Source organism: Kitasatospora sp. NPDC043950 (assembly GCF_056435345.1).
Map to the genome: position 1 here is coordinate 88,238 of NZ_JBWKER010000013.1, position 21,031 is coordinate 109,268.

The following is a 21,031-nucleotide window of genomic DNA, read 5'->3' on the forward strand; positions in this document are numbered from 1 at the left end:
CGCGGGGCGGAGGATTCCGATGTCTACGATCCATCTTTGCCGAGTAGAAAGATGGATCTGACATGAAACCCCTGTCCCGCCTCAAACGCGCTCTGGCCTGCGGAATCGCCGCAGTCGCCGGGGTCGCCGGCCTGACCGTGCAGGCCCAGGCCGCGGAGTCACCCCTCCACGCGGACAAGACCTGCGGAACCCCGGCCTCGGTGGGCGGCGGCAACTGCATGACCGCGCTGATCGGCTCCGCCTTCGACACGATCAGGCTCATGCGCAACGCCGCCAACCTCAACAAGCTGGACAACGCGGAGTTCACCCAGAGCACCGCGTCGAAGTTGAGCGCGAAGTTTCCCGGGTTCAACGTCATGGTGTTCAAGACCGTGGGCACCGACCTGTATGACACCGAGTGGTTCAAGAACGAGTACAAGTCCGACATGAAGGGGGTGTTGATCGACACCACCTACAAGCTCAACCATTTCATGGACAAGGAGAAGAAGGAGCCCTCCGGCTACGACATATTCCGGATCTGGGTCTTCCAGGGGGACTCGACCATCCGCAACCGCGGCGACGGCGGTTACATGAACTGGGCGTTCATCGGCAATGACGGCGACACCGTCAAGAAGGAGCCGTGGACCTGCCGGGCGGGCACCGCACGGCCCTACAAGTGCGACGGCGACGTGCGCACCATCCACTTCCCCGCGCGGTCCGGCTACGGCACCAGGACCGGCAGCCTGACCCCCGACTCCAGCCCCGGCTACCACGCCTGCCTGGACGTCAACGGCAACGGCAACGCGAACGGCACCCCCGTGCAGATGTGGGAGTGCAACGGCAGCGACGCCCAGAAGTGGACCTACAACGGGTACAAGCTCCAGGCCGCCAACGGCAAGTGCCTCGACCTGGAGGCCAACAAGACCGCGAACGGGACCAAGCTCCAGGTCTGGGACTGCCTGGAGATCCCCGGTCAGCGCTGGAACATGTCGGCCAGCGGCGGTTTCCGGCACATGGCGGACATGGACGACCGGTCCAAGGACGTCTGCATCGACGACTTCAACGGCCAGACCGCCAACGGCAGCACCGTGGCGGCCTGGGCCTGCGGCTCCGAGGACAAGCGGGACGCGCCCAACCAGAACTGGGCCTGGGGCGGCACCCCGCCGACCACCAACCCGCCCACGCCCGGCGGAGGCGGCGGCAGCAACGGCGCCGACGTGACCCTGAAGCTCGACAACGGCCTGGGTGCCGTCCCGGTCAACGGCTCCGCCGGCGCGTCGGTCGTCGCCGGGATCCGGGGTGGCAACGAGTCCAAGTGGAAGCTCACCCCGGTCGGCGGCGGTCGCTACCGGATCACCAGCTCGTACGGGCTGGAACTCACCGAGAACAGCAACTACATGGCCGAACTCCAGCCGTGGAGCAACTCCTCGAAGCAGAAGTGGGAGCTCGTCGGAGTCGGCAACGGCAAGTACCAGATCCGGATCTCCGACGACGACTGCCTCGCCCACGACGCCGACTTCAAGCAGCTCGGCGTGTGGACGTGCAAGTCGGGCTGGCAGCAGGCGTGGGTTCTGGAGTCCGCGTCCGGCGGCGTGATCACCCCGACCGATCCGACCAACCCGACGAAGCCGGACCCCAAGCCCAAGCCGGACCCCAAGCCGAAGCCGGACCCGAAGCCGGACACCAAGCCGACCGTCCCGACCGAGCGGCCGCTGTTCCTGAAGCTCTCCAACGGCCTGGGCGCCTCGGCCCCCACCGAGACCTCGACCTGGGGCGCCCCGATCGTGGGCGGGATCCTGGGGTACAAGGGGTCCACCTGGACGATCAAGCCGCTGGGCGGGGACCGCTACCGGATCGTCAACGACCTCGGGTACAACCTCACCGAGAACCCCGAGACCTACGTCGCCGAGCAGCAGGCGTGGGGCAACACCTCCAACCAGAAGTGGGAGTTCGTCGGCCTCGGCAACGGCAAGTACCGGATCCAGATCGGCGACGACGACTGCCTCACCCACGACTCCGACTTCAAGCAGCTCGGGGTGTGGAGCTGTGAGGGCGGCTGGAAGCAGGAGTGGTCCTTCCAGCTCCTCTGACCGACCAGGCCAGGCCGGCCCGTATCAGGCCAGGCCGGAGTCACGGCGAAGGGCGCCGGCCGCACGGACGGCCCCCTTCGCCGTTCTCAGCGGGCTCCCCGCCCGGAGGCGGCGTGGTAGCGCAGGCCGTCCATCAGGAGGTCGAGGAGGCGTTCCATCCGGGCGTGGTGCTCGGGGGTGGTCGCGGCCATGGACAGGCCGCTGAGGCTGAACAGCACGTCCTCCGGTTCGACGTCGGCGCGCAGCGCGCCCGACTCGGCCCCGGCCCGCAGGAGTTGGGTGATCGCGGCGGTCAGCATCGCGCGGCTGTGCGAGAAGGGGTCGTTGCCGGAGGCTATGAGCGCGCGCAGCGCGTCGGACATCCCGCGCTTGGTGGTCATGTAGCGGACGAAGCCGTCCATCCAGGCGCGCAGCGCGGCGTCGGGCCCCCTGCCGTCCAGCAGTTCCGCGGCGGAGTCGCACAGCTTGGCGAGTTCGCTGCGGTAGACCGCCTCGACGAGTTCCTCGCGGGTGGCGAAGTGCCGGTAGAGGGTGCCGATGCCCACGCCGGCCTCCTTGGCGATCGCCCCGAGCGTCGCGTCCGGCCCGTCCTGGGCGAAGGCCCGCGCGGCCACTTCGATCAGTCGGTCGCGGTTGCGGCGCGCGTCGGCGCGCAGCGGCCGGGGGTCGGCGGTGGTCACGGCTGGTCCTCCTCGGGTTGCAAACGGAGGATGCTCCGCTTAGCCTGGAGACATGCGGAGGGCCCTCCGGTTTCCACTCTACCGGCCGCCCCCTCCCGCGCACCCCCAGCTCCGGTCACCCAGCCAGACGGGAAGATCATGAACGCCAACACCCCGCGCCTCACCACCCCCTTCGGCGCCGAGTCCACCGCCGCCGAGGTCGTCTCCGGCACCGACCTGACCGGCCGCCGCGCCGTCGTCACCGGCGGCGCCTCCGGCATCGGCGTCGAGACCGCACGCGCCCTCGCCTCGGCGGGCGCGCAGGTCACCCTCGCGGTCCGCAACCTCGACGCCGGCGCCCGCACCGCCGAGGACATCACCGCGACCACCGGCAACAAGGACGTCCGGGTCGCGCCGCTGGACCTCGCCGACCAAGCCTCCGTCGCCGCGTTCGTCGCCGCCTGGGACGGGCCCCTGCACATCCTGGTCAACAACGCCGGCGTGATGGCCTCGCCCGAGCTCCGCACGCCGGAGGGCTGGGAGCTCCAGTTCGCCACCAACCACCTCGGGCACTTCGCGCTGGCCACCGGCCTGCACGCGGCCCTGGCCCGGGACGGCGGCGCCCGCGTGGTGTCCGTCAGCTCCAGCGCCCACCACCGCTCCCCGGTCGTCTTCGAGGACATCCACTTCCGCGAGCGCGCCTACGAGCCCTGGTCCGCCTACGGCCAGTCCAAGACCGCCAACGTCCTGTTCGCGGTCGAGGCCGCCAAGCGCTGGGCGGCGGACGGCATCACCGTCAACGCCCTGATGCCCGGCGGCATCCGGACCGCCCTCCAGCGCCACGTCTCCGAGGAGGAGCTCGACCGGCTGCGCGCCCAGGCCGCCAACGGCGCAGAGCTGCTGTGGAAGACCACCGAGCAGGGCGCGGCGACCTCCGTCCTGCTCGCGGCCTCACCGCTGCTGGCGGGCGTCAGCGGCCGCTACTTCGAGGACTGCAACGAAGCCGTCCGCGGCGAACTCAGCGCCCGCAGCGGCGTCGCCGACTACGCCCTCGACCCCGAGGCGGCCGCCCTGCTCTGGCAGGTCTCGCACGACACCCTGGGCAGCCGCGACTGACGGTCCGCGGCAGAACGCCCCGCGCTCCGCTCCCCCGACTCGCCGAGGGGAAGCGGAGCGCGGGGCGGGCCCGTTACCTGCGCGGTCCCGCCAGGGCGTAGGCCCCGGCGCCGGTCACCAGCAAGGCCACCGCGGCCCAGGTGGACGCCTCCGTGCCGGCCGGGTAGACCATCCAGCCGAGCGACTTCCCCACGACGTTGGGCGGCATCGGCGGGACGAGGACGGTGATCGCGAGCCAGCCGGTCGGCAGGGTCCAGGCGAGGTGCGCCCCGCACAGCACCACCCCGAGCCCGGCCAGGCCGACCAGGCCCGCGCTGTCCCGGACGACGACCTCGGTGGGGGCGAACTTCGGCCCCGCCGCCTGGACCGCCAGCAGCGCCGCACCGGCGACCGCGCCGATCAGCAGCGCGTGCGCCGCCCGGCGGGGCGCCCACCGGATCGCGGCCGTCCTGTCCAGTGCGGGGTCCTGCCCGCCGAGCCCGACGGAGCCGGCCGCCACGCCCGCGGCGAGCACGAAGTACGCGACCGGGTTGATCGAGTCCGCCGCATCCGCCGCACCCGTACCGCCGCCCCGGTTGAAGGCCCACACCACCAGCGCGATGAACGTGACCGCGGCGGCCGACGTGGGCACCTGCCGTGAACGCGCGTACAGCATCAGCCACCTCACTGCGACGCCTCCCCGGCCAGCTTCTGCATCTGCTTGTACCCCGCGCAGGAGAGGGCGGCGGCGTGCAGCTCGACGATCTGCGAGCGCTGCTCGGCCGGTGGCAGCGCCATCAGCTTCTGCCACGCGGCGTCGGCCTCCGCCCAGAGCTTGATCGCGTACGCGTCGGTGCCCTTCTCCTTCAGCGGTTGGAGCTGGGGGTCGTGGAGGGCCCAGCTCACGGCGAGGCTCTGGCCGAGGACGTCGTAGCTCCCCCCGCCCTCCCGGTCGTTGTCCGGGTAGCAGCTCGGTGCCAGGCCCCTGCCGATCAGCGCGCGGGTCAGCTTCTCACCTGTCGCGTCGGCGAGCATCCGATCGTTGAAGTCGACCAGCAGCACGTCTGCGGAGAGTTCGCGCGCCTCGGCGAGCTCGTGCAGCGCGGTGTCCTCGCGCACCGAGGTCGGCGCCTTGTCGCCCAGGACGTCGTGCAGCACGCGCATCGCGTCCTTGCTGCGCAACGCGAGCTCGGCCAGGCGCGAACGGCTCGCCTGCGTCACGCACACCGGCCCGTCGCACACCAGCGTCGCGGCGGCCTTGTCGACGACGTAGGTGTCGCGCGCAGCGGCCGGGATGACCAGCAGGGCCAGGGCCAGGCCGGCCAGGACGGGAGTCACCGCGAGCAGCCGGGCCCGGCGGGTCACGGCCACCAGCAGCGCGAAGCCGGTGGCGAGCAGGCCGAGCAGCCAGAGCGTCTGGCCGAGGTGGACGGAGCCGGCCAGGGTCAGCAGCATCTGCCGCGGCTCCGCGGTCGCCGGGTTCAGCTGGGCGAAGCGGTTCGACACCCTGCCCGTCGGTACCGCCCCTTCACTGTTCACGCGCAGGAGCAGGCCCGTCGCCACGAGGACGACCACCACCAGCGCCGGCGGGGTGAGGACGGAGGGCAGCGCCCGCGCGACACCCATGCCGAACACGGCGCCCGCGACCAGGGCCAGTACCGCCACCAGTGAGATCGGCAGCCACCCGAGGGGGGTGTAGGTGGTCGGACCGAGCGCCACCTGGATTCCGCCCGCCAGGACGAGCAGGCCGAAGCCCGCCGCCAGCGCGAGCGCGATCGCACCGGTCGGCAGCGCCGCACGGCGCCAGGCCGGCAGCGGCGTGGTCGACAGCAGCTCGGTCATCCCCGAGCGGGGTTCGCGCAGCCCGTACACCGCCCCGATGCCGACCACGAACGGCCACCAGAAGGACAACAGGGACCGGGTCCACATGGCCATGGTGGTCCACTGGGCCGTCCACCCCGCGGTGCCGTGCCACCAGAACGCGTCGAACGGGAAGAAGACCGCCAGGCTGCCGCCCAGGACGACGACTCCGGCCCACGGGGCGGCGGAGCGCTTCAGTTCGGTTCGCAGCACACGTCCGTTCACCAGGCGCTCCCCTGCTGCCCGGAGTTGCGGAGCAGCGCCGAGTAGCCGCGCTCCAGGGGGCTGTCGCCCGGGTGGTCGGGGCTGCCTGCCGCACCCAACTCGTCCGGCGTGCCCTGGAAGACGAGGCGGCCGTCGGCGAACAGCACCACGTCGGAGCAGGCGGCCGCGACGTCCTCGACCAGGTGGGTGGAGACGACCACGCAGGTGTCGCGGCCCAGGTCCTGCAACAGCTCGCGGAAGCGCAGCCGCTGCGCCGGGTCCAGGCCGGCCGTCGGCTCGTCCAGCAGCAGCACCGCGGGGGAGTTGACGATGGCCTGGGCGATGCCGGCCCGCCGCACCATGCCGCCGGACAGGGTCTTCATCCGGTGGTCGGCGCGGTCCGCCAGGCCCACCCGTTCCACGGCCCGTTGCACGGCCCCGGGGATGTCCGCCTTCGGCACCTCCTTCAGCCAGGCCATGTACTCGACGAACTCGCGCACCGTGAAGCGCTTGTAGTAGCCGAAGTCCTGCGGCAGGTAGCCGATCTGGCGGCGCAGGGCCCGGTGGTCGCCCACCCTGCCCCCCAGGGAGGTGCCGAGCATCTCCAGTTCGCCCTCGGTGGGGCGCAGCACGGTGGCCAGCGTCCGGATCAGGGTGGTCTTGCCCGCCCCGTTGGGCCCGAGGAGCCCGTGGGCGCCGATGCCCAGGGACAGGTCGAGCCCGTCGACGGCCATCTTGCTCCGTCCGACGCGCACCCTCAGGCCGCTGGCCCGGATCTCCCAGGCGTAGGTCTTCGGCGCGGTGTCGGCCGCGCTCGCCGTATACGTCATGCGATGGTCCCTTTCCAGGGTGGACATGGGTTTCACAGCGTTGAGTACGCGTCCCTGCGGGTGATCACGGCGCAGATGCCGAGCGCGAGGAGCAGCCCCCACACGGGCAACTGGTCGCGGTGCAGGGCGAGTTCGAGGACGGCGGGGATGCGGCCGGTGACGAACGCGGGCACCACGACGGCGGCGCCCCACGCGGCCACCAGCCCCACGGCGGCGCGGGTCACGCCGACCACGCTGCCCAGCGCCAGGGCGGTGGAGGTGAAGGCCAGAGAGGGCAGCAGCCACTGCGCGACCGTCGTGTTCCCGGTCAGCCATCCCCCCAGCAGGAGCCCGGGCACGACCACCACGAGGACCGCGGTGGTGCGCCTGAGCAGCAGGGCCAGGCCGGCCCGGGCGGTCGAGGCGGTCAGTTCGTACGCCGGGTCCAGACCGCGCGACCACGATGCGGCGACACCGCACAGCGGCAGCACGGGCGCGATCAGCGCCACCATCGAGGCGCCGCCGAAGACCTTCGCCGGCGCGGCCACGTCCAGCAGCAGCGCCACCAGGGTGACGACGGCGGTCATCGCCAGCCACGGGGTCATGGCCGGTGTCAGCCAGGCCGACACCCACGTCGGGCGGTGCCGCCGCCGGGGCGCCCCGACGGACACGCCCAACTGCGCGTCCAGACCGGCCCGGACGGTGTCGACGAGCGCGGCGACGCCGGGCGCCTCGGTGGCCACGGAGGCCGCCAGCAGGCTCCGGCACGGCGCGCACGTCTCCAGGTGGGCCTCCAGCGCCCACACCGTGTCCGCGGCCATCGCCGTGTCACCACGCGCGTAGTCGTCGATCAGCCGCCTCGACGCGTGTTCCGCGTTCATGCCAGCGCCTCCCGCATCGCGATCCGGGCCCGGCGGGCACGGGTCTTGACCGTGCCTTCGGGCAGTCTGAGCAGGACGGCGGTCTCCCGGACGGAGAGCCCGTCGAGCACCGTCGCCTGTAGTACGTCTCGGAGTTCCGGCGCCAGCCGCCGCAGGGCGTCGCCCACGTCGCCGCCGACGGTCCCGGCGAGCGCCTCCTCCTCCGCCGCGGGCACCACGGCCCGCTCGGCGGCGGCGGCCGGCGGTTCGGCGTGGTGGGCACGACGGCGGAAGGCGTCGACGAGGCGGCGCGCCGCGATCGTCCACAGCCACCCGACGGCCGTCCCGCCGACGGCGCTCCCGGCGAACGCGCCGGCCGCGCGCCACACCGCCAGATAGGTCTCCTGCATGACCTCGGCGACGATCTGCTCGTCCGCGCAGCGACGGCGCAACCGCACCGCCAGCCACGGCGACGTGCGCCGGTACAGCTCGTCGAACGCCGCGCGGTCACTTCTGGCGATCAGCCGGACGAGGCGTTCCTCGTCCAGCTCGTCCAGTGCTCTCCTGCGTGATCTCACACCAGCCAGACGCCCGCGACCGCGCGCAGGTTCTGCGTTCGACGTGACCTGCGTCACATGAGAGCAGCGCAGGAAGTCGACCTACCCGACTTCCCGCGCTGCGGCCACCTCGACACCCTTCAGTCGGGCAGGTTCCCGTCGCCCCCCAGGTTGGCGACCATCCGACGCAGGACGTCGATCGTGGTCGCGAACTCGGCCGCGCCGATGCCCTCGTGCGTCTGCCGGTGCACCCGCAGATTGCGCTCCCGCGCCCGGAGGCGGCCGGCCTCCCCCGCCTCGGTCAGCGTCATGGCCCCCGCCTCCTCCGTCAGCCACCCCCGGGCGACGAGGTCGTCGAAGACGCCGCCGAAGTCGATCCCGAGGTCCTCGTACCTCGCCAGCCGCTCGACCAACGCCGCCCGGGTCCACCGGCCCGGATCTCCGGCCACGTGGTTGAGCGTCCACCAGTGCGGCTGCGTGAGGTCCTCCACCGCCAACTGCGCACGGAGGGCCCCGACCACCCGCCGGCACGCCTCACCGCTCCACGCGCCGATGGGCTGGGCGGCCAGCTCCTCCTGCGAGTACTCCCGGACTGCCATGTCCATTCGCCCCCTTCGAGCGATCACCGGAACACGGCCACCGTAGAACCTCAACCGCCCTTGAGATCAAGGCTGGTTCAGAAGGCGGCCGCCCGGATCAGGCACCTGTGGCGGCAGGCACCCCGGCGCCCTACCGGTCCTCGGCCGTCCGCGCCAGCAGCGCGATCTCGGCCGCCACCGCCTCCGGTTCGGCCGCGACGCTGACGTGGGCGACGCCGTCCAGCCCGGAATGCGTGCCGACCCGCACCGCCCGCTCGGCGTTGCGCAACAGGTCGAAGTCGTTGATGTCGTTGCCGAAGGCCGCGTACGCGCCGATGCCCATCGACGTCAGGGCCTCCCACTTCGTCGTGGAACCGGGCGCGAAGTCGATGATCGCCTCGTCGAGGTGGTGGTTCACCATCAGCCCGAGCCCCCGGCCGGCCTCGGCGAGTTCCGCCATGTCCGACGCCTCGACGACCAGGAACTTCACCACCTCGGGCAGCTCGGCCAGCTCCACCCGGCTCGCCAGGCCGCCCTGGTCGACGCGGCCCCGGATCGGGTGGTCCACCGGCCCGGTGTACGCGTAGTCCCAGGGCCCGTCCGCGAGATAGCCCGCCTCGTAGCGCGCGACCGCCGCCATCAGCCCGCCCAGCACCGCCGGTTCGAACACGGCCCGGGCCCGCACCTGCCCGTCGACCGACACCAGGCTCCCGTTCCCGCCGATCAGCATCGCGGCCGGGAAGGCGCCGTCGAGCACCGGCAGCATGTCCCGAACCGGCCTGGCCGACGCGAAGACCACCCGGTACCCGGCCCGCTCGCACTCCCCGATCGCCGTCAGGATCCGACCGTCGATCGTCCGCCCGTCGAAGCAGAGCGTGCCGTCGAGATCGAAAACCACCGTGCGGGTGCGAAGGTTGACCATTCCCGGATGATATCCGTCCGTTCGGAGCCCGCGATGTGATCCCCACGACGCCGCCCCCGACACCCGTTCGACCGCGATCGCCACCGGTGCTCCAACCTCCCGAAAGCCGCTTGCCGGGCGGGCGACGGCCCCCGTACCGTCGCCCGACATGACCCCGACCCTGCGTACCGAGCGCCTGCTGCTCGACCCCTACGTCCTCGCGGACGAAGAGGACTTCGTGGCGCTGTTCCAGAACCGGCAGGTGTCCCGGTGGATGGGCGACGGCCCGCAGTCCGAGGCCGAGGACCGGGCCCTGTTCGGCCGCGTCTTCACCCAGGTCTACGCCTCGAACCGGTTCGACGTCTGGGCCGTGCGGCACGACGGCCGCCTCGTCGGGCACGCCGAGATCAAGCCCACCACCGTGGTCGAGGGCTTCGAGATCGTCTACGCGCTGGCCCCGGAGGCGTGGGGCCGCGGCCTGGGCACCGAACTGGCGGCCGCGATCGTCGACTACGGCTTCACCGCCCTGGGGCTGGCCGAGGTGCACGCGACGGTCGCCGACGCCAACCTCGCTTCGCTGGCGTTGCTGGGCAGGATCGGCTTCCGGCACGTCCGCGACATCACGGAGGACGACGGCAGCACGACCCGCCTGCTCACCCGGGGCCGCGCCGATGCCTCCGGGGCCGCCTCGCCGTAGCTTTCCCGCCGGAGCAGAAACGCCGAGGCCGGAAGGACCGAGGCCGGAAGGCCGGAACGAACGCTCCCCCGATCGGGGGAGGACCCCCACGAGCTGCGCCGCAATACTGGTGATCATGATCAGGGGAATCCGGCCGCTGCTGCGCGGCTCCACGTACTCGGGTGTGCTGTTCGCCTTCCTCGGCGCGCTGGCGAGCCTGCCGCTGCTGCCGTTCGCGATGCTGCCGATGATGGCCTGGCCGTCCGGCCCCTACCTCGCACGGGCGGTGCTCACCCTGCTGGCCTGGGCGGCGCTGCTCGCCGTGGTCGGGCTGGCCCGCACCACCCGGCGGGTGCTGATCGGCGGCGCCCGCCGGCTGCTGCGGGTGCCGCTGCCGGATCCGGTGTCCGACACCCGGGCGGCGGACACCCCCGGCACCGACCGCTGGCGCACCCCGCTGTGGCTGCTGCTGCACGTGGCGCTGGGCTGGGTGGGGGGCCTGGTGAGCCTCGTCCTGCTCGGCGCGGCCGTGGCCCTGCCGGGCGGCTGGGTCTCCGGTGATGCCCGGCTGAGCTGGCCCGACCGGTCGGTGCAGGTGACGGGCGTCTGGAGCTGGGTGGTGGCGGCGGCCTGCCTGCTGCTGGCGCCGGTGGTGTGCGCGGCGGTGGCGAGCGCCCTGCGCGGTCTGGCCCCGAAGCTGCTGGGGCCGTCGGCGGCCGAGCGGCTGGCGATGGCGGCGGAGCGGGAGCGCCGGCTGGCCGAACGCAACCGGCTGGCGCACGAGTTGCACGACTCGATCGGGCACACCCTGACGGCGGCCACGATCCAGGCGGCGGTGGCGGGCGAGGTGCTCTCCGCCGACCCGGTGGCGGCGCGGGCCGCCATGCGCAGCATCGAGGAGTCGACCCGGGCCGCCCTGGAGGACCTGGACTACGTGCTGGGTGCGCTGCGCGAGGAGGAATCGGGGGCGGCCCCGGCCCGGACCTTGGCCGACCTGCCCGAGCTGCTGGACCGGTTGCGGCACGCCGGCGCGGTGGTGGAGCCGGAGCTGTCCGGCGAGCTGGCGCAGGTGCAGGGGACGCTCTCCCGAGCGGCGTACCGGATCCTCCAGGAGGGGCTGACGAACGCGCTGCGGCACGGAGCCGGCGGCCCGATCGAGGTCCGGGTGGCGGCCGGGCCGGACACCCTGGAGCTCAGCGTGGTCAACCGGACCGGGACGGGTCCGCGCCAGGGCGCCTTCCCGACGTCCGGCCACGGCCTGCCGGGCCTGGCCGAGCGGGTCCGGCTGCTGCACGGCGAGATCGAGGCCGGGCCGGACGGGCCCCAGGCCTGGCGGCTGGCCGTGCAGTTGCCCGTGCGGTTGTCGGCATGACCGGCCCGGACCCCACCGACGCCCCGGGCAACGCCCCCGTCACCCTCCTGATCGCGGACGACGACGAGGTGACCCGCAGCGGCCTGCGCACCCTGCTCGCGGTGCAGCCGGGGATCACGGTGGTCGGGGAGGCGTCCGACGGCGTCGACGCGGTCGACCAGGCGCAGCGGCTGCGGCCGGACGTGGTCCTGATGGACGTACGGATGCCGCGCCGCAACGGGATCGAGGCCACCCGGCAGCTGCTGGCCGAGTCGGCCGCGCCGCCGAAGGTCGTGGTGATCACCACCTTCGAGAACGACGGCTACGTCACCGCCGCGCTCAGCGCGGGGGCGAGCGGGTTCGTGCTGAAGCGGCTTCCGGTACGGCAGATCGCGGAGGCGGTGCGGGTGGCGGCGGCCGGGGAGGCGATCCTCTTCCCGGCGGCGCTGCGCCGGATGGTCTCCGCCCGCCCGCTGGACTCCGCCGAGGCGCTGCCCCGGGCGGCGTTGACGGTGCGGGAGGAGGAGGTGCTGCGGTCGATGGCCACGGGCCAGTCCAACCCGGAGATCGCGGAGTCGCTCAGGGTGAGCCTGGAGACGGTGAAGACGCACGTCGGGAACGTGCTGACCAAGCTCGGCGCGCAGAACCGGACCCACGCCGTGGTGATCGCGTACGAGTCCGGCCTGGTGGTGCCGGGGCTCGCCGGCTGACCGGCCGCCCCGACGACCCCCTCACCTCCCGGTCAGGAATCCAGCTCGCCGAGGAAGTCCAGCGCGATGGCCCAGGCCCGCTCCGCCGCCTCGGCGTCGCAGTCGGCCAGCTCGGTGTCGGTGAACAGGTGCCCGGCGCCCCGGTAGCGGTGAACCTCGACGTCGGCCCCGGCCCGCCGCATCCCCAGGTACCAGGCGTTCAGCCAGTCCTCGGTCTCGAACGGGTCCGGCTCGGCGACGTGCAGTTGCACCGGGATCTCGGTGGCCGCGTCCTCGCGCAGGTCGGAGGTGCCGTGCAGGAGCAGCAGGCCGCGGGCCTTGTCGTCGGCGAGGGCGAGGTTCTGCGCGAGCGAGCCGCCGAGCGAGAAGCCCGCGTAGACCAGGCCGCCGTCCGACAGCGGAGCGGCGGCGGTGACGGCCCGGCGCAGCAGTTCCTCGCTGCCGCCGACCTCCTCCTGGTACGCCAGTCCGGCCTCGATGTCGTCGAAGGTCCGCCCGTCGTACAGGTCCGGGGTGTGCACGGTGTGCCCGGCGGCGCGCAGCCGGTCGGCGGCGGCGTGGACGGCGGGGCGCAGCCCGAGGGCGGAGTGGAAGAGGACGATCTGGGCCACGGTCGGGGTCCTTCGGCAGCTGAGGGCGGGTACTCCCCCATGATCCCGCATGATCCGGCGACCCGACTTCCCCGGCCGGCCCGCCCCGACTTCCCCGGCCCGCCCGCGCCGAACCGCAGCCCCTTTCCCCTCCACGACGGGTCGTCAGGTCACCTGATTTACCTACGCTTTACTAGCGGGTAACCTTCCGGACGTGAACGATCTTGTCCATGACATGACCCCCGCCCACCCGCGCCGCCGCCAGGTCCTGAAGGCCGGCGCGCTGGCCGCCGGCGCGACCGCCGCCCTCCCGATCGCCCTCCCCACCCCCGCCGAAGCCGCCGAGCCGGCCCAGGCCGCCGGAGCCGCCCAGGCCCCCGGAACCCCCGAAGCCGCCCCCCGCTTCCTGCACGGCATAGCCTCCGGCGACCCCCTCCCCGACGGCGTCCTGCTCTGGACCAGGGTGACGCCCCGCCCCGAGGCCGTCCCCGGCTCGGGCCTCGGCCCCGACACCGAGGTCCGCTGGGAGCTGGCCGCCGACCAGGCCTTCACCCGCGTCGTCGCGAGCGGCACGGTGACCGCCACCGCCGTCGCCGACCACACCGTCAAGGCCGACGTCCGCGGCCTGACCCCGGACACCCCCTACTGGTACCGCTTCACCGCCACCGCCACCGCCGGTACCGGCACCGCCGCCTCCCCCACCGGCCGCACCCGCACCACCCCCGCCACCGACGCCGCCCTCTCCCGGCTGCGGTTCGGCGTCGCCTCCTGCGCCAACTGGGAGGGCGGCTACTTCTCCGCCTACCGCCACCTCGCCGCCCGCGGCGACCTGGACGCCTTCCTCTTCCTCGGCGACTACATCTACGAGTACAAGACCGGCGAGTTCTGCGCCCGCGGCACGGTCGTGCGCCCGCACGCCCCCACCCACGAGATCCTCACCCTCGCCGACTACCGCACCAGGCACGGCCAGTACAAGACCGACGACGACCTCCAGGCCCTGCACGCCAAGCTCCCGACCATCGCGATCTGGGACGACCACGAGTTCGCCAACGACGCCTGGTCCGGCGGCGCCGAGAACCACACCCCGGGCACCGAGGGCGCCTGGGCCGACCGGATGGCCGCCGCCAAGCAGGCCTACTTCGAGTGGATGCCGGTCCGGCCCTCGATCGCCGGCACCACCTACCGCCGCCTGCGCTACGGCAAGCTCGCCGACCTGCACCTGATGGACCAGCGCTCGTTCCGCTCCCAGCAGGCGAAGACGGGCAGCGGTGCCGTCGACTCGGCCGACCGCACCCTCACCGGCCGCGCCCAACTGGACTGGCTCAAGGCCGGGTTGTCCGCCTCCGACACCACCTGGCGGCTGATCGGCAACGAGGTGATGATCTCCCCGGTCGCCTTCCTCTCGCTGCCCGACTACCTGCTGCGCCCGCTGGCCAAGCTGCTCGGCCTGCCCGGCGAGGGCGTGGCGGTCAACCCCGACCAGTGGGACGGCTACACCCACGACCGCCGCGAGCTGCTCGGCCACCTCAAGGCGAACGGCATCACCAACACCGTCTTCCTGACCGGCGACATCCACTCCGCCTGGGCCGCCGACGTCCCGAACGAGGCCGCCACCTACCCGCTGTCCGGCAGTGTCGCCACCGAGTTCGTGGTCACCTCGGTGACCTCCGACAACGTCGACGACCTCCTGAAGGTCGCCCCGCAGACCGTCTCACTGGCGGCCGGCACCGCGATCAGGACGGCCAACCCGCACGTCAAGTGGGTCGACCTGGACTCGCACGGCTACGGAGTCCTGGACATCACGCCCGAGCAGACCCAGATGGACTACTACGTCCTCTCCGACCGCACCCGCAAGGACGCGACCAGCAGCTGGACCCGCTCCTACCGCACCCGCACCGGCACCCAGCGGATCGAGCGCGCGAACGCCCCGATCGCCTGACCCCACCCCGGGGCCCCACGCCGGGCCCCACGTCTGTCACCCGGGCCCGCCGCACCCACGCGGCGGGCCCGCAGCACGACGGCCCTACGACACCACGTCCTTGCGCGCGAACCCCCGGAACGCCAGCGCGAGCAGCACCGCCGCGTACGACAGCGACAGCGAGACGCCCTGCACCATGCCGCCCCACTCCAACTGCGGCTGCAGGGCGTCCGCCCAGGCGTACTGCCAGTGTGCGGGCAGCCACTCCCGCAGGCCCCCCAGCGCCGTGACGGCGTCCAGCACCCCGGTGATGATCGACGCGAACACCGCCCCGCCGACGGCGCCCAGCGGCGCGTCCGTCGCCGTGGAGAGCCAGAACGCCAGCGCGGCGATCACGATCTCGGCGAGGAACACGTAGGCCGCCGCGACGGCCAGCCGGGGCAGCGCCTCCCCGGCCGAAAGGCTGGCCCCGGTGGGCAGCTTGAGGTCCCCCCAGCCGTACGCGGCGGTGCCGACGACCAGCCCGATCAGCGGCAGCATCGCCACCGCCACCGCCGAGAACGCCAGCCCGACCGCGAACTTGCGGGCCAGCAGCCGGGCCCGGGGCACCGGCGCGGCCAGCAGGTAGCGCAGCGAGGACCAGCTCGCCTCGGAGGCGACCGTGTCGCCGCAGAACAGCGCCACCGGGATGACCAGCAGGAAGCCGGTGCCCACGAACAGCATGGTGGCGGCGAAGTTGGGCCCGGACGCGGTGGCCAGGTCGATGAAGGTGGTCCGGTCGGGGCGGCTCGGGGTGCCGCCGATCTGGAACGCGGCCAGCATCACGAACGGCAGGGCGGCCAGCACCGCGCCGATCACCAGGGTGCGGCGGCGCCGCAGTTGGCGCATCGCCTCCACCCGCAGCGGCAGCGTCCGGCCCGCCCGGTACCCCTCGGCGTGGTCCGCCGACACGACGCCGCTCGCGCCACTGCTCACATCGCTGCTCACGTCACCGCTCACGTCACCGCTCGCCCCACCACTCACGCCACTGCTCACGCCGCACCTCCGATCAACGACAGGAACGCGTCCTCCAGCCGCCGCTGCGGCCCGGCGCTCTCCACCGGCACGCCGAGGCGCACCAGTTCGGCCAGCAGTTCGTGCGCCGCCAGCCCGTCCAGGCGCACCAGCAGCCCGCCCTCGACGGCCTCCGCCGAACCGACCCCGGCCAGCACGCCCACCTTCTCGACGACCGACCCGGGCTCGTACCCGGCGGGCACGCCGAGGAACAGCAGCTCGCCCGCACCGACGATCTCGCCGACGGCTCCGGTGGTGATCAGCCGCCCGCGGTCCATCACCACCAGGTCCGTGCAGCTCTGCTCGACCTCGGCGAGCAGGTGGCTGGAGACGATGACGGTACGGCCGGCGGCGGCGTACCGGATCATCACCTCGCGCATCTCGCGGATCTGCGGCGGGTCGAGCCCGTTGGTCGGCTCGTCGAGGATCAGCAGGTCCGGCATCCCGAGCATGGCCTGGGCGATGGCGAGCCGCTGCCGCATGCCCTGCGAGTAGGTCCGCACCGCGCGGTCGAGCGCCTCGCCGAGACCGGCGATGGCCAGCGCCTCGTCGAAGCGGGCGTCCGCCTCCGGCCGGCCGGTGGCCTGCCAGTACAGCCGCAGGTTGGCCCGGCCGGTGAGGTGCGGCAGGAAGCCCGCGCCCTCGACGAAGGCGCCGACCCGGGAGAGCACCGGTGCGCCGGGGCGCACCAGGTGGCCGAAGATCCGGATCTCGCCCGCGTCGGGCCGGATCAGGCCCATCAGCATCCGCAGCGTGGTGGTCTTGCCGGCGCCGTTGGGCCCGAGCAGGCCGAGCACCTGCCCCTGCTCCACCCGGAAGCCCAACTCCCGCACGGCGTAACGGTCCTGAGCGCCCTTGTAGCGCTTGCTCAGGCCGGTGATCTGCAACGGCACCCCGGCCAGCACCGGATCGTACGCCGGCCCGTCGCCCGCCCCCCGCCGACGGCGGCGCAGCAGCCGGGGCGACAGCACCAGGCCGAGCGCCACCACGACGGCCGCCAGCGGCAGCAGCCAGGTGCGCGCGGGCAGCGGCGTGGCCTCGGTGACGAGTTCGTCGTCGGTCGGCACGGTGAGCGCCCCGGCCGGCGCGACCCGGTAGGTGGCGGGCTCGACGGGCGAGGCGTACGCGAGGTCGGTGGCGGCCAGGACGAGCCGCAGCCGGTGCCCGGCGGCGAAGGTGTGGTCGACGGCGGGCAGCGCGACCGTGACGGTGCGGCCCGCGTCGGCGCCGGTGACCCGCAGCGGGGCGGCGAGCTGCTGCGGGAGCACGGCCTTGCCGTCCGGGCCCACGTCGTACAGCTTGGCGAAGAACACCGCGTCCGGCCGGTCGGCGCGCACCTGGACGGGCACGGTGGGCTGCCCGGTCAGGTGCAGCGGCTGGTCCAGCGGCGCGGAGTCGAAGGCGGCGTGCTGGCCGGGGAAGTCGAGCGACAGCCCGGCGCCCAGCGAGGCGGCCTGGCTGAGCGCGCCGATCCCGGGCAGCGTCGAGATCCCGGGCGGAGCCCCGCCGGGCGGGTTGGCGATGGTCTGCTCACCGCCGGCCAGTTCGACACCGTGGGAGCCGGTTCCGCCCAGGCCCGGGTAGCGGTCGGCGGAGGCGCCGCGCAGCACGGCCTGGAAGCCGGTGGAGTCGACGCCCCCGGTGCGGGTGACCCGGAACGCGGGGCCGGTGTCGTCGCCCTGCCCCTTCAGGTAGTGGTCGAACCAGGCGGTCACCCGGTCGTCGACCCGGGCGCTGGTGTCGGTGCCGCCGTCGTGCCCGCCGGCGAACCAGTCCACCGAGACCGGCGCCCCGTTGGCCGCGACGGCCCGGGCGATCCGGTCGCCCTGGTCGAGCGGGAACAGCGAGTCCTGCTGGCCCTGCACGACCAGGGTGGGCGCCTTGAGCTGCGCGGCCACCGAGGACGGGCTGGAGCGGTCCAGCAGCGCGACGGCCTCCGGGTCGGCGTGCCCGGCGGTGGCGACCCGGTCGTACATCTGGCAGAGCGACTCCAGGAACCGCCCGCAGCCGACCGGCCCGCCCGCGGCGTCGCCGCCCTGCCCCGGCCCTCCCTGCCCGGCCCCGCCGCCGCGCGGCGCGCCGCCGGAGGGCCCGAGGTCGCCGGCCGCGCCGGTGGTGAAGAAGATCCCGGCCCAGAGCTTCTTGAACACGCCGTCGACGGCGCCCGAGCCCTGCACGCCCTGCGGGAACAGCGCGTCGGCGAGGTTCCACCAGGTGATCTGGGTGGCCACCGCGTCGATCCGGTGGTCGTACGCGGAGGCCAGCAGCGAGACGGCGCCGCCGTACGAGGCACCGGTGATGCCGACCCGGGGGTCGCCGGGCCCGTCGAGCTGCACCTCGGGCCGCTGGGCCAGCCAGTCCACCAGGTGCTTGACGTCCTCGACCTCGCGGTCGGGCGCGTTGAGGCCGATCTTCCCGCCCGAGTGCCCGAAGCCGCGCGCCGACCAGGTCAGCACCGCGTAGCCCTGCCGGGCCAGCTGTTGGGCGCGTTCGCGCTCGCCGTCCTTGGAACCGCCGAAGCCGTGCGCGAGCAGGACCGCCGGGCGCGGGGTGCTGCCGGTGGTGAAGAAGGAGGTGTCCACCTGGACCTGCTGGTCACTGCCGGGGGTCTCCGGCATGGCGAGGAAACGGTCCTCCTGATGGACCGCCGGCTCACCGCCGGACGCCACCGTCGCCGTACCGACCCCGGCCACCACCACCAGGGCCACCGCACCGGCCACCACCCTGCGCCGCACCGTCGTACCCCGGCTGCGCCACCGGCGCCACGCCCCACCGAACTCCATGGGGGCTGATCGTATCCGCCCCCCGGGTAGGCGTCCGATAAGGCCACCGCCGAAGCCGCCGCTTCCGCCCCGTTCACCCCGTTGCGCCCTGGTACGGCACGGGACGACGGAGATCCCCGCACCCCACCAGGGGTACGGGGATCCACAGGGCACGCCCTACAGCACCCGCGTCATCGTCCGATGCGGTATCCCCGCGTCCTCGTACACCGGGCCCTCGGCCGCGTACCCCAGCCGCTCGTAGAACCCCAGCGCCCGCACCTGCGCGTGCAGTTCCACCTCGACGGCCCCACGGTCGAGCCCGGCCGCCTCGATCGCCCGCACCAGCTGGGCCCCGAGCCCGGTCCCCCGGGCCGCCGACACCACCGCGAGGCGTCCGAGCAGCACCCTGCCCTCGACACCCCCGGTGAGCTTCAGCGCCTGCTCCCCGAAGATCAGCCGTCCGGTCCCGAGCGCGGTCCCGTCCGCCGTCACGGCCAGCAGGTGCACCGAGGTCGCGTCGTACTCGTCGTACTCCAGCTCCTCCGGCACGTTCTGCTCGACGATGAACACCTCGCGCCGCACGTCCCGCACCAGCGCCAGGTCCGCGGCGCCCGCCGCGGTCCGGATGGCCGCCGTCATCTCAGCTCTCCGACGAGATGATGTCGAGCGCCTTGCGCAGGTCGGGCGAGTACTCGCTGGAGAACTCGACCCACTGCCCGTCCGCCGGGTGCTCGAAGCCGAGCGACACGGCGTGCAGCCACTGCCGGGTCAGCCCGAGCCGCTTGGCCAGCGTCGGGTCGGCGCCGTAGGTCAGGTCGCCCACGCAGGGGTGGCGCAGCGCGGACATGTGGACCCGGATCTGGTGGGTGCGCCCGGTCTCCAGCTTGATGTCGAGCAGCGAGGCCGAGCGGTAGGCCTCGATCAGGTCGTAGTGGGTGACGGACGGCTTGCCGTCCTTGGTCACGGCCCACTTCCAGTCCGAGCTGGGGTGCCGCCCGATCGGCGCGTCCACGGTGCCGCTCAGCGGGTCCGGGTGCCCCTGCACGAGGGCGTGGTAGCGCTTCTCGGTGATCCGGTCGTGGAACTGCCGCTTGAGGTCGGTGTACGCGCGCTCGGACTTGGCGACGACCATCAGCCCGGAGGTGCCGACGTCCAGCCGGTGCACGACGCCCTGGCGCTCGGCGGCGCCGGAGGTGGAGATCCGGTAGCCGGCCGCGGCGAGCCCGCCGATGACGGTGGTGCCGGTCCAGCCGGGGCTGGGGTGGGCGGCGACGCCGACCGGCTTGTCGACGAGCACGATGTCCTCGTCGTCGTGGATGATCCGCATGCCCTCGACCGGCTCGGCGATGATCCGCACGGGGGCGGCGGGGGCCGGGATCTCGACCTCCAGCCAGGAGCCGGCGGTCACCCGGTCCGACTTTCCGGCCACGGCGCCGTCGAGCGTCACCTTGCCGTCGGCGGCCAACTCGGCGGCCTTCGTCCGGGAGAAGCCGAACATCCGGGCGAGGGCGGCGTCGAGGCGCTCGCCCTCCAGGCCGTCGGGTACGGGGAGGCTGCGGATCTGCGCTGCGGTACTCACCCGTACGAGTATGCCGGAACCGCGGCCCTCCGCCGCCCGCCCGACCGCCCGGGGCCCCTGCTACTCGGTCTTGCCGCCCTGCTGGTGGACGGTGCCGTCCGGGTTGCTGCCCCGGAAGGAGAGCAGCACGACGAGGATTCCGCCGCAGACGATCGCCGAGTCGGCGAGGTTGAAGACCGCGAAGTGCTGGACGGAGATGAAGTCGACGACGTGCCCGCGGAAGACGCCCGGCGAGCGGAACAGCCGGTCGGTGAGGTTGCCCAGGGCCCCGCCGAGCAGCAGCCCGAGCGCGATCGCCCAGGGCAGGCTGTACAGCCGGCGGGCGATCCGCCAGATCACCACGATGACGGCCGAGGCGATCATCGTGAAGACGACGGTCAGCGCCTGCCCCATGCCGAAGGCGGCGCCGGAGTTGCGGATGACCTGGAAGGTGACGACGTCCCCGATCACCTTGATCGCCGCGTGGTTCTCCAGCCGGGCCACGACCAGCAGCTTGCTGCCGAGGTCGATCAGGAAGGCGAGCAGCGCGACGACCATCAGCACGCCGACCCGCCGACGGCCCTTCGGCGCCTCCGCCGCGGCCGGGGCGCTCGCCTCGGTGGGCCCAGCAGGCTCGGCGGGCTCGGTGGACTCGGCCACGGCCACCTCCACGGCTTCGGCGGGGGTCGGGACGGCGTCGTCCCGCGTCTGGGGGGAACCTTGCGTACTGATGATCCGCTCCGCTGCCGGTGGAGCTCCCCCGGTTGGAGGTGGGGGAGGGTGGGCCCATTGGTCGCCGTACCGGACACCTCCGAACCGGA

General features: G+C 73.3%; 20 protein-coding genes. 6 read left to right on the forward strand and 14 right to left on the reverse strand.

Annotation, left to right across the window (positions count from 1 at the left end):
- Positions 1–62: 62 nt before the first annotated feature.
- The gene (locus AC07BF_RS11840) at positions 63–2,069 is read left to right on the forward strand and encodes a ricin-type beta-trefoil lectin domain protein (RefSeq protein ID WP_363628761.1); all 2,007 of its coding nucleotides are present in this window, start codon (positions 63–65) and stop codon (positions 2,067–2,069) included.
- A gap of 86 nt (positions 2,070–2,155) precedes the next feature.
- On the opposite strand, the gene AC07BF_RS11845 is transcribed toward AC07BF_RS11840, so the two are convergent.
- Positions 2,156–2,749, reverse strand: coding sequence for a TetR/AcrR family transcriptional regulator (locus AC07BF_RS11845; RefSeq protein ID WP_363582882.1), 594 nt, complete (start codon positions 2,747–2,749; stop codon positions 2,156–2,158).
- A gap of 138 nt (positions 2,750–2,887) precedes the next feature.
- Between AC07BF_RS11845 and AC07BF_RS11850 the strand changes: the two genes are divergently transcribed.
- Positions 2,888–3,844 carry an SDR family NAD(P)-dependent oxidoreductase gene (locus AC07BF_RS11850; protein WP_363582884.1) on the forward strand — a complete coding sequence of 319 codons (957 nt, stop codon included), beginning with the start codon at positions 2,888–2,890 and terminating at the stop codon, positions 3,842–3,844.
- Between the two features lie 73 nt (positions 3,845–3,917).
- Here AC07BF_RS11850 and AC07BF_RS11855 read toward each other — a convergent pair whose 3' ends face one another.
- The 7 genes from AC07BF_RS11855 to AC07BF_RS11885 form a co-directional block, all read right to left on the reverse strand.
- Complete coding sequence (locus AC07BF_RS11855) at positions 3,918–4,511, reverse strand: hypothetical protein (protein ID WP_363582886.1); 594 nt, start codon at positions 4,509–4,511, stop codon at positions 3,918–3,920.
- A complete protein-coding gene (locus AC07BF_RS11860; RefSeq protein ID WP_363582888.1) occupies positions 4,508–5,908 on the reverse strand; it encodes a hypothetical protein in 1,401 nt (466 codons plus the stop codon). Before AC07BF_RS11860 ends, AC07BF_RS11855 begins: the two co-directional genes overlap by 4 nt.
- Entirely contained in the window at positions 5,905–6,717 is an 813-nt protein-coding gene (locus AC07BF_RS11865) for an ABC transporter ATP-binding protein (RefSeq protein WP_350884316.1), read from the reverse strand. Before AC07BF_RS11865 ends, AC07BF_RS11860 begins: the two co-directional genes overlap by 4 nt.
- A gap of 32 nt (positions 6,718–6,749) precedes the next feature.
- Positions 6,750–7,577 carry a zf-HC2 domain-containing protein gene (locus tag AC07BF_RS11870; protein ID WP_478316923.1) on the reverse strand — a complete coding sequence of 276 codons (828 nt, stop codon included), beginning with the start codon at positions 7,575–7,577 and terminating at the stop codon, positions 6,750–6,752.
- Positions 7,574–8,134 (reverse strand): RNA polymerase sigma factor, encoded by a 561-nt coding sequence (locus AC07BF_RS11875; RefSeq protein ID WP_350884320.1) that lies wholly within the window; start codon positions 8,132–8,134, stop codon positions 7,574–7,576. Before AC07BF_RS11875 ends, AC07BF_RS11870 begins: the two co-directional genes overlap by 4 nt.
- A gap of 119 nt (positions 8,135–8,253) precedes the next feature.
- Positions 8,254–8,718 carry a MarR family transcriptional regulator gene (locus AC07BF_RS11880; protein ID WP_363582892.1) on the reverse strand — a complete coding sequence of 155 codons (465 nt, stop codon included), beginning with the start codon at positions 8,716–8,718 and terminating at the stop codon, positions 8,254–8,256.
- A gap of 124 nt (positions 8,719–8,842) precedes the next feature.
- Positions 8,843–9,613: an HAD family hydrolase gene (locus AC07BF_RS11885; protein WP_363582894.1), complete on the reverse strand. Its 771-nt coding sequence runs from the start codon at positions 9,611–9,613 to the stop codon at positions 8,843–8,845.
- A gap of 148 nt (positions 9,614–9,761) precedes the next feature.
- Here AC07BF_RS11885 and AC07BF_RS11890 point away from each other — a divergent pair, with 148 nt between their 5' ends.
- The 3 genes from AC07BF_RS11890 to AC07BF_RS11900 all read left to right on the forward strand — a co-directional run bounded on the left by AC07BF_RS11890 (position 9,762) and on the right by AC07BF_RS11900 (position 12,329).
- Complete coding sequence (locus tag AC07BF_RS11890) at positions 9,762–10,289, forward strand: GNAT family N-acetyltransferase (protein ID WP_363582896.1); 528 nt, start codon at positions 9,762–9,764, stop codon at positions 10,287–10,289.
- Positions 10,290–10,404: 115 nt separating this feature from the next.
- Positions 10,405–11,640 (forward strand): sensor histidine kinase, encoded by a 1,236-nt coding sequence (locus AC07BF_RS11895; protein ID WP_363582898.1) that lies wholly within the window; start codon positions 10,405–10,407, stop codon positions 11,638–11,640.
- Positions 11,637–12,329, forward strand: coding sequence for a response regulator transcription factor (locus AC07BF_RS11900; RefSeq protein WP_363582900.1), 693 nt, complete (start codon positions 11,637–11,639; stop codon positions 12,327–12,329). Before AC07BF_RS11895 ends, AC07BF_RS11900 begins: the two co-directional genes overlap by 4 nt.
- 32 nt (positions 12,330–12,361) lie before the next feature.
- On the opposite strand, the gene AC07BF_RS11905 is transcribed toward AC07BF_RS11900, so the two are convergent.
- On the reverse strand, positions 12,362–12,991 hold the full coding sequence (locus AC07BF_RS11905) for a dienelactone hydrolase family protein (RefSeq protein ID WP_363582902.1): 630 nt from the start codon (positions 12,989–12,991) through the stop codon (positions 12,362–12,364).
- 163 nt (positions 12,992–13,154) lie between these two features.
- On the opposite strand from AC07BF_RS11905, the gene AC07BF_RS11910 reads away from it, so the two are divergent.
- The gene (locus tag AC07BF_RS11910) at positions 13,155–14,858 is read left to right on the forward strand and encodes an alkaline phosphatase D family protein (RefSeq protein ID WP_400805706.1); all 1,704 of its coding nucleotides are present in this window, start codon (positions 13,155–13,157) and stop codon (positions 14,856–14,858) included.
- Between the two features lie 84 nt (positions 14,859–14,942).
- Here the strand turns inward: AC07BF_RS11910 and AC07BF_RS11915 are convergent, their stop codons facing one another.
- The 5 genes from AC07BF_RS11915 to lspA form a co-directional block, all read right to left on the reverse strand.
- Positions 14,943–15,824, reverse strand: coding sequence for an ABC transporter permease (locus AC07BF_RS11915; protein WP_363628768.1), 882 nt, complete (start codon positions 15,822–15,824; stop codon positions 14,943–14,945).
- Between the two features lie 44 nt (positions 15,825–15,868).
- Entirely contained in the window at positions 15,869–18,673 is a 2,805-nt protein-coding gene (locus tag AC07BF_RS11920; RefSeq protein ID WP_478333308.1) for an alpha/beta fold hydrolase, read from the reverse strand.
- Between the two features lie 156 nt (positions 18,674–18,829).
- Complete coding sequence (locus AC07BF_RS11925) at positions 18,830–19,291, reverse strand: GNAT family N-acetyltransferase (RefSeq protein WP_478333309.1); 462 nt, start codon at positions 19,289–19,291, stop codon at positions 18,830–18,832.
- A 1-nt stretch (position 19,292) separates the two neighbouring features.
- Positions 19,293–20,231, reverse strand: coding sequence for an RluA family pseudouridine synthase (locus tag AC07BF_RS11930; RefSeq protein WP_363582910.1), 939 nt, complete (start codon positions 20,229–20,231; stop codon positions 19,293–19,295).
- Positions 20,232–20,291: 60 nt separating this feature from the next.
- Positions 20,292–20,945 carry a signal peptidase II gene (gene lspA, locus AC07BF_RS11935; protein ID WP_400805704.1) on the reverse strand — a complete coding sequence of 218 codons (654 nt, stop codon included), beginning with the start codon at positions 20,943–20,945 and terminating at the stop codon, positions 20,292–20,294.
- Between the last annotated feature and the right edge of the window lie 86 nt (positions 20,946–21,031).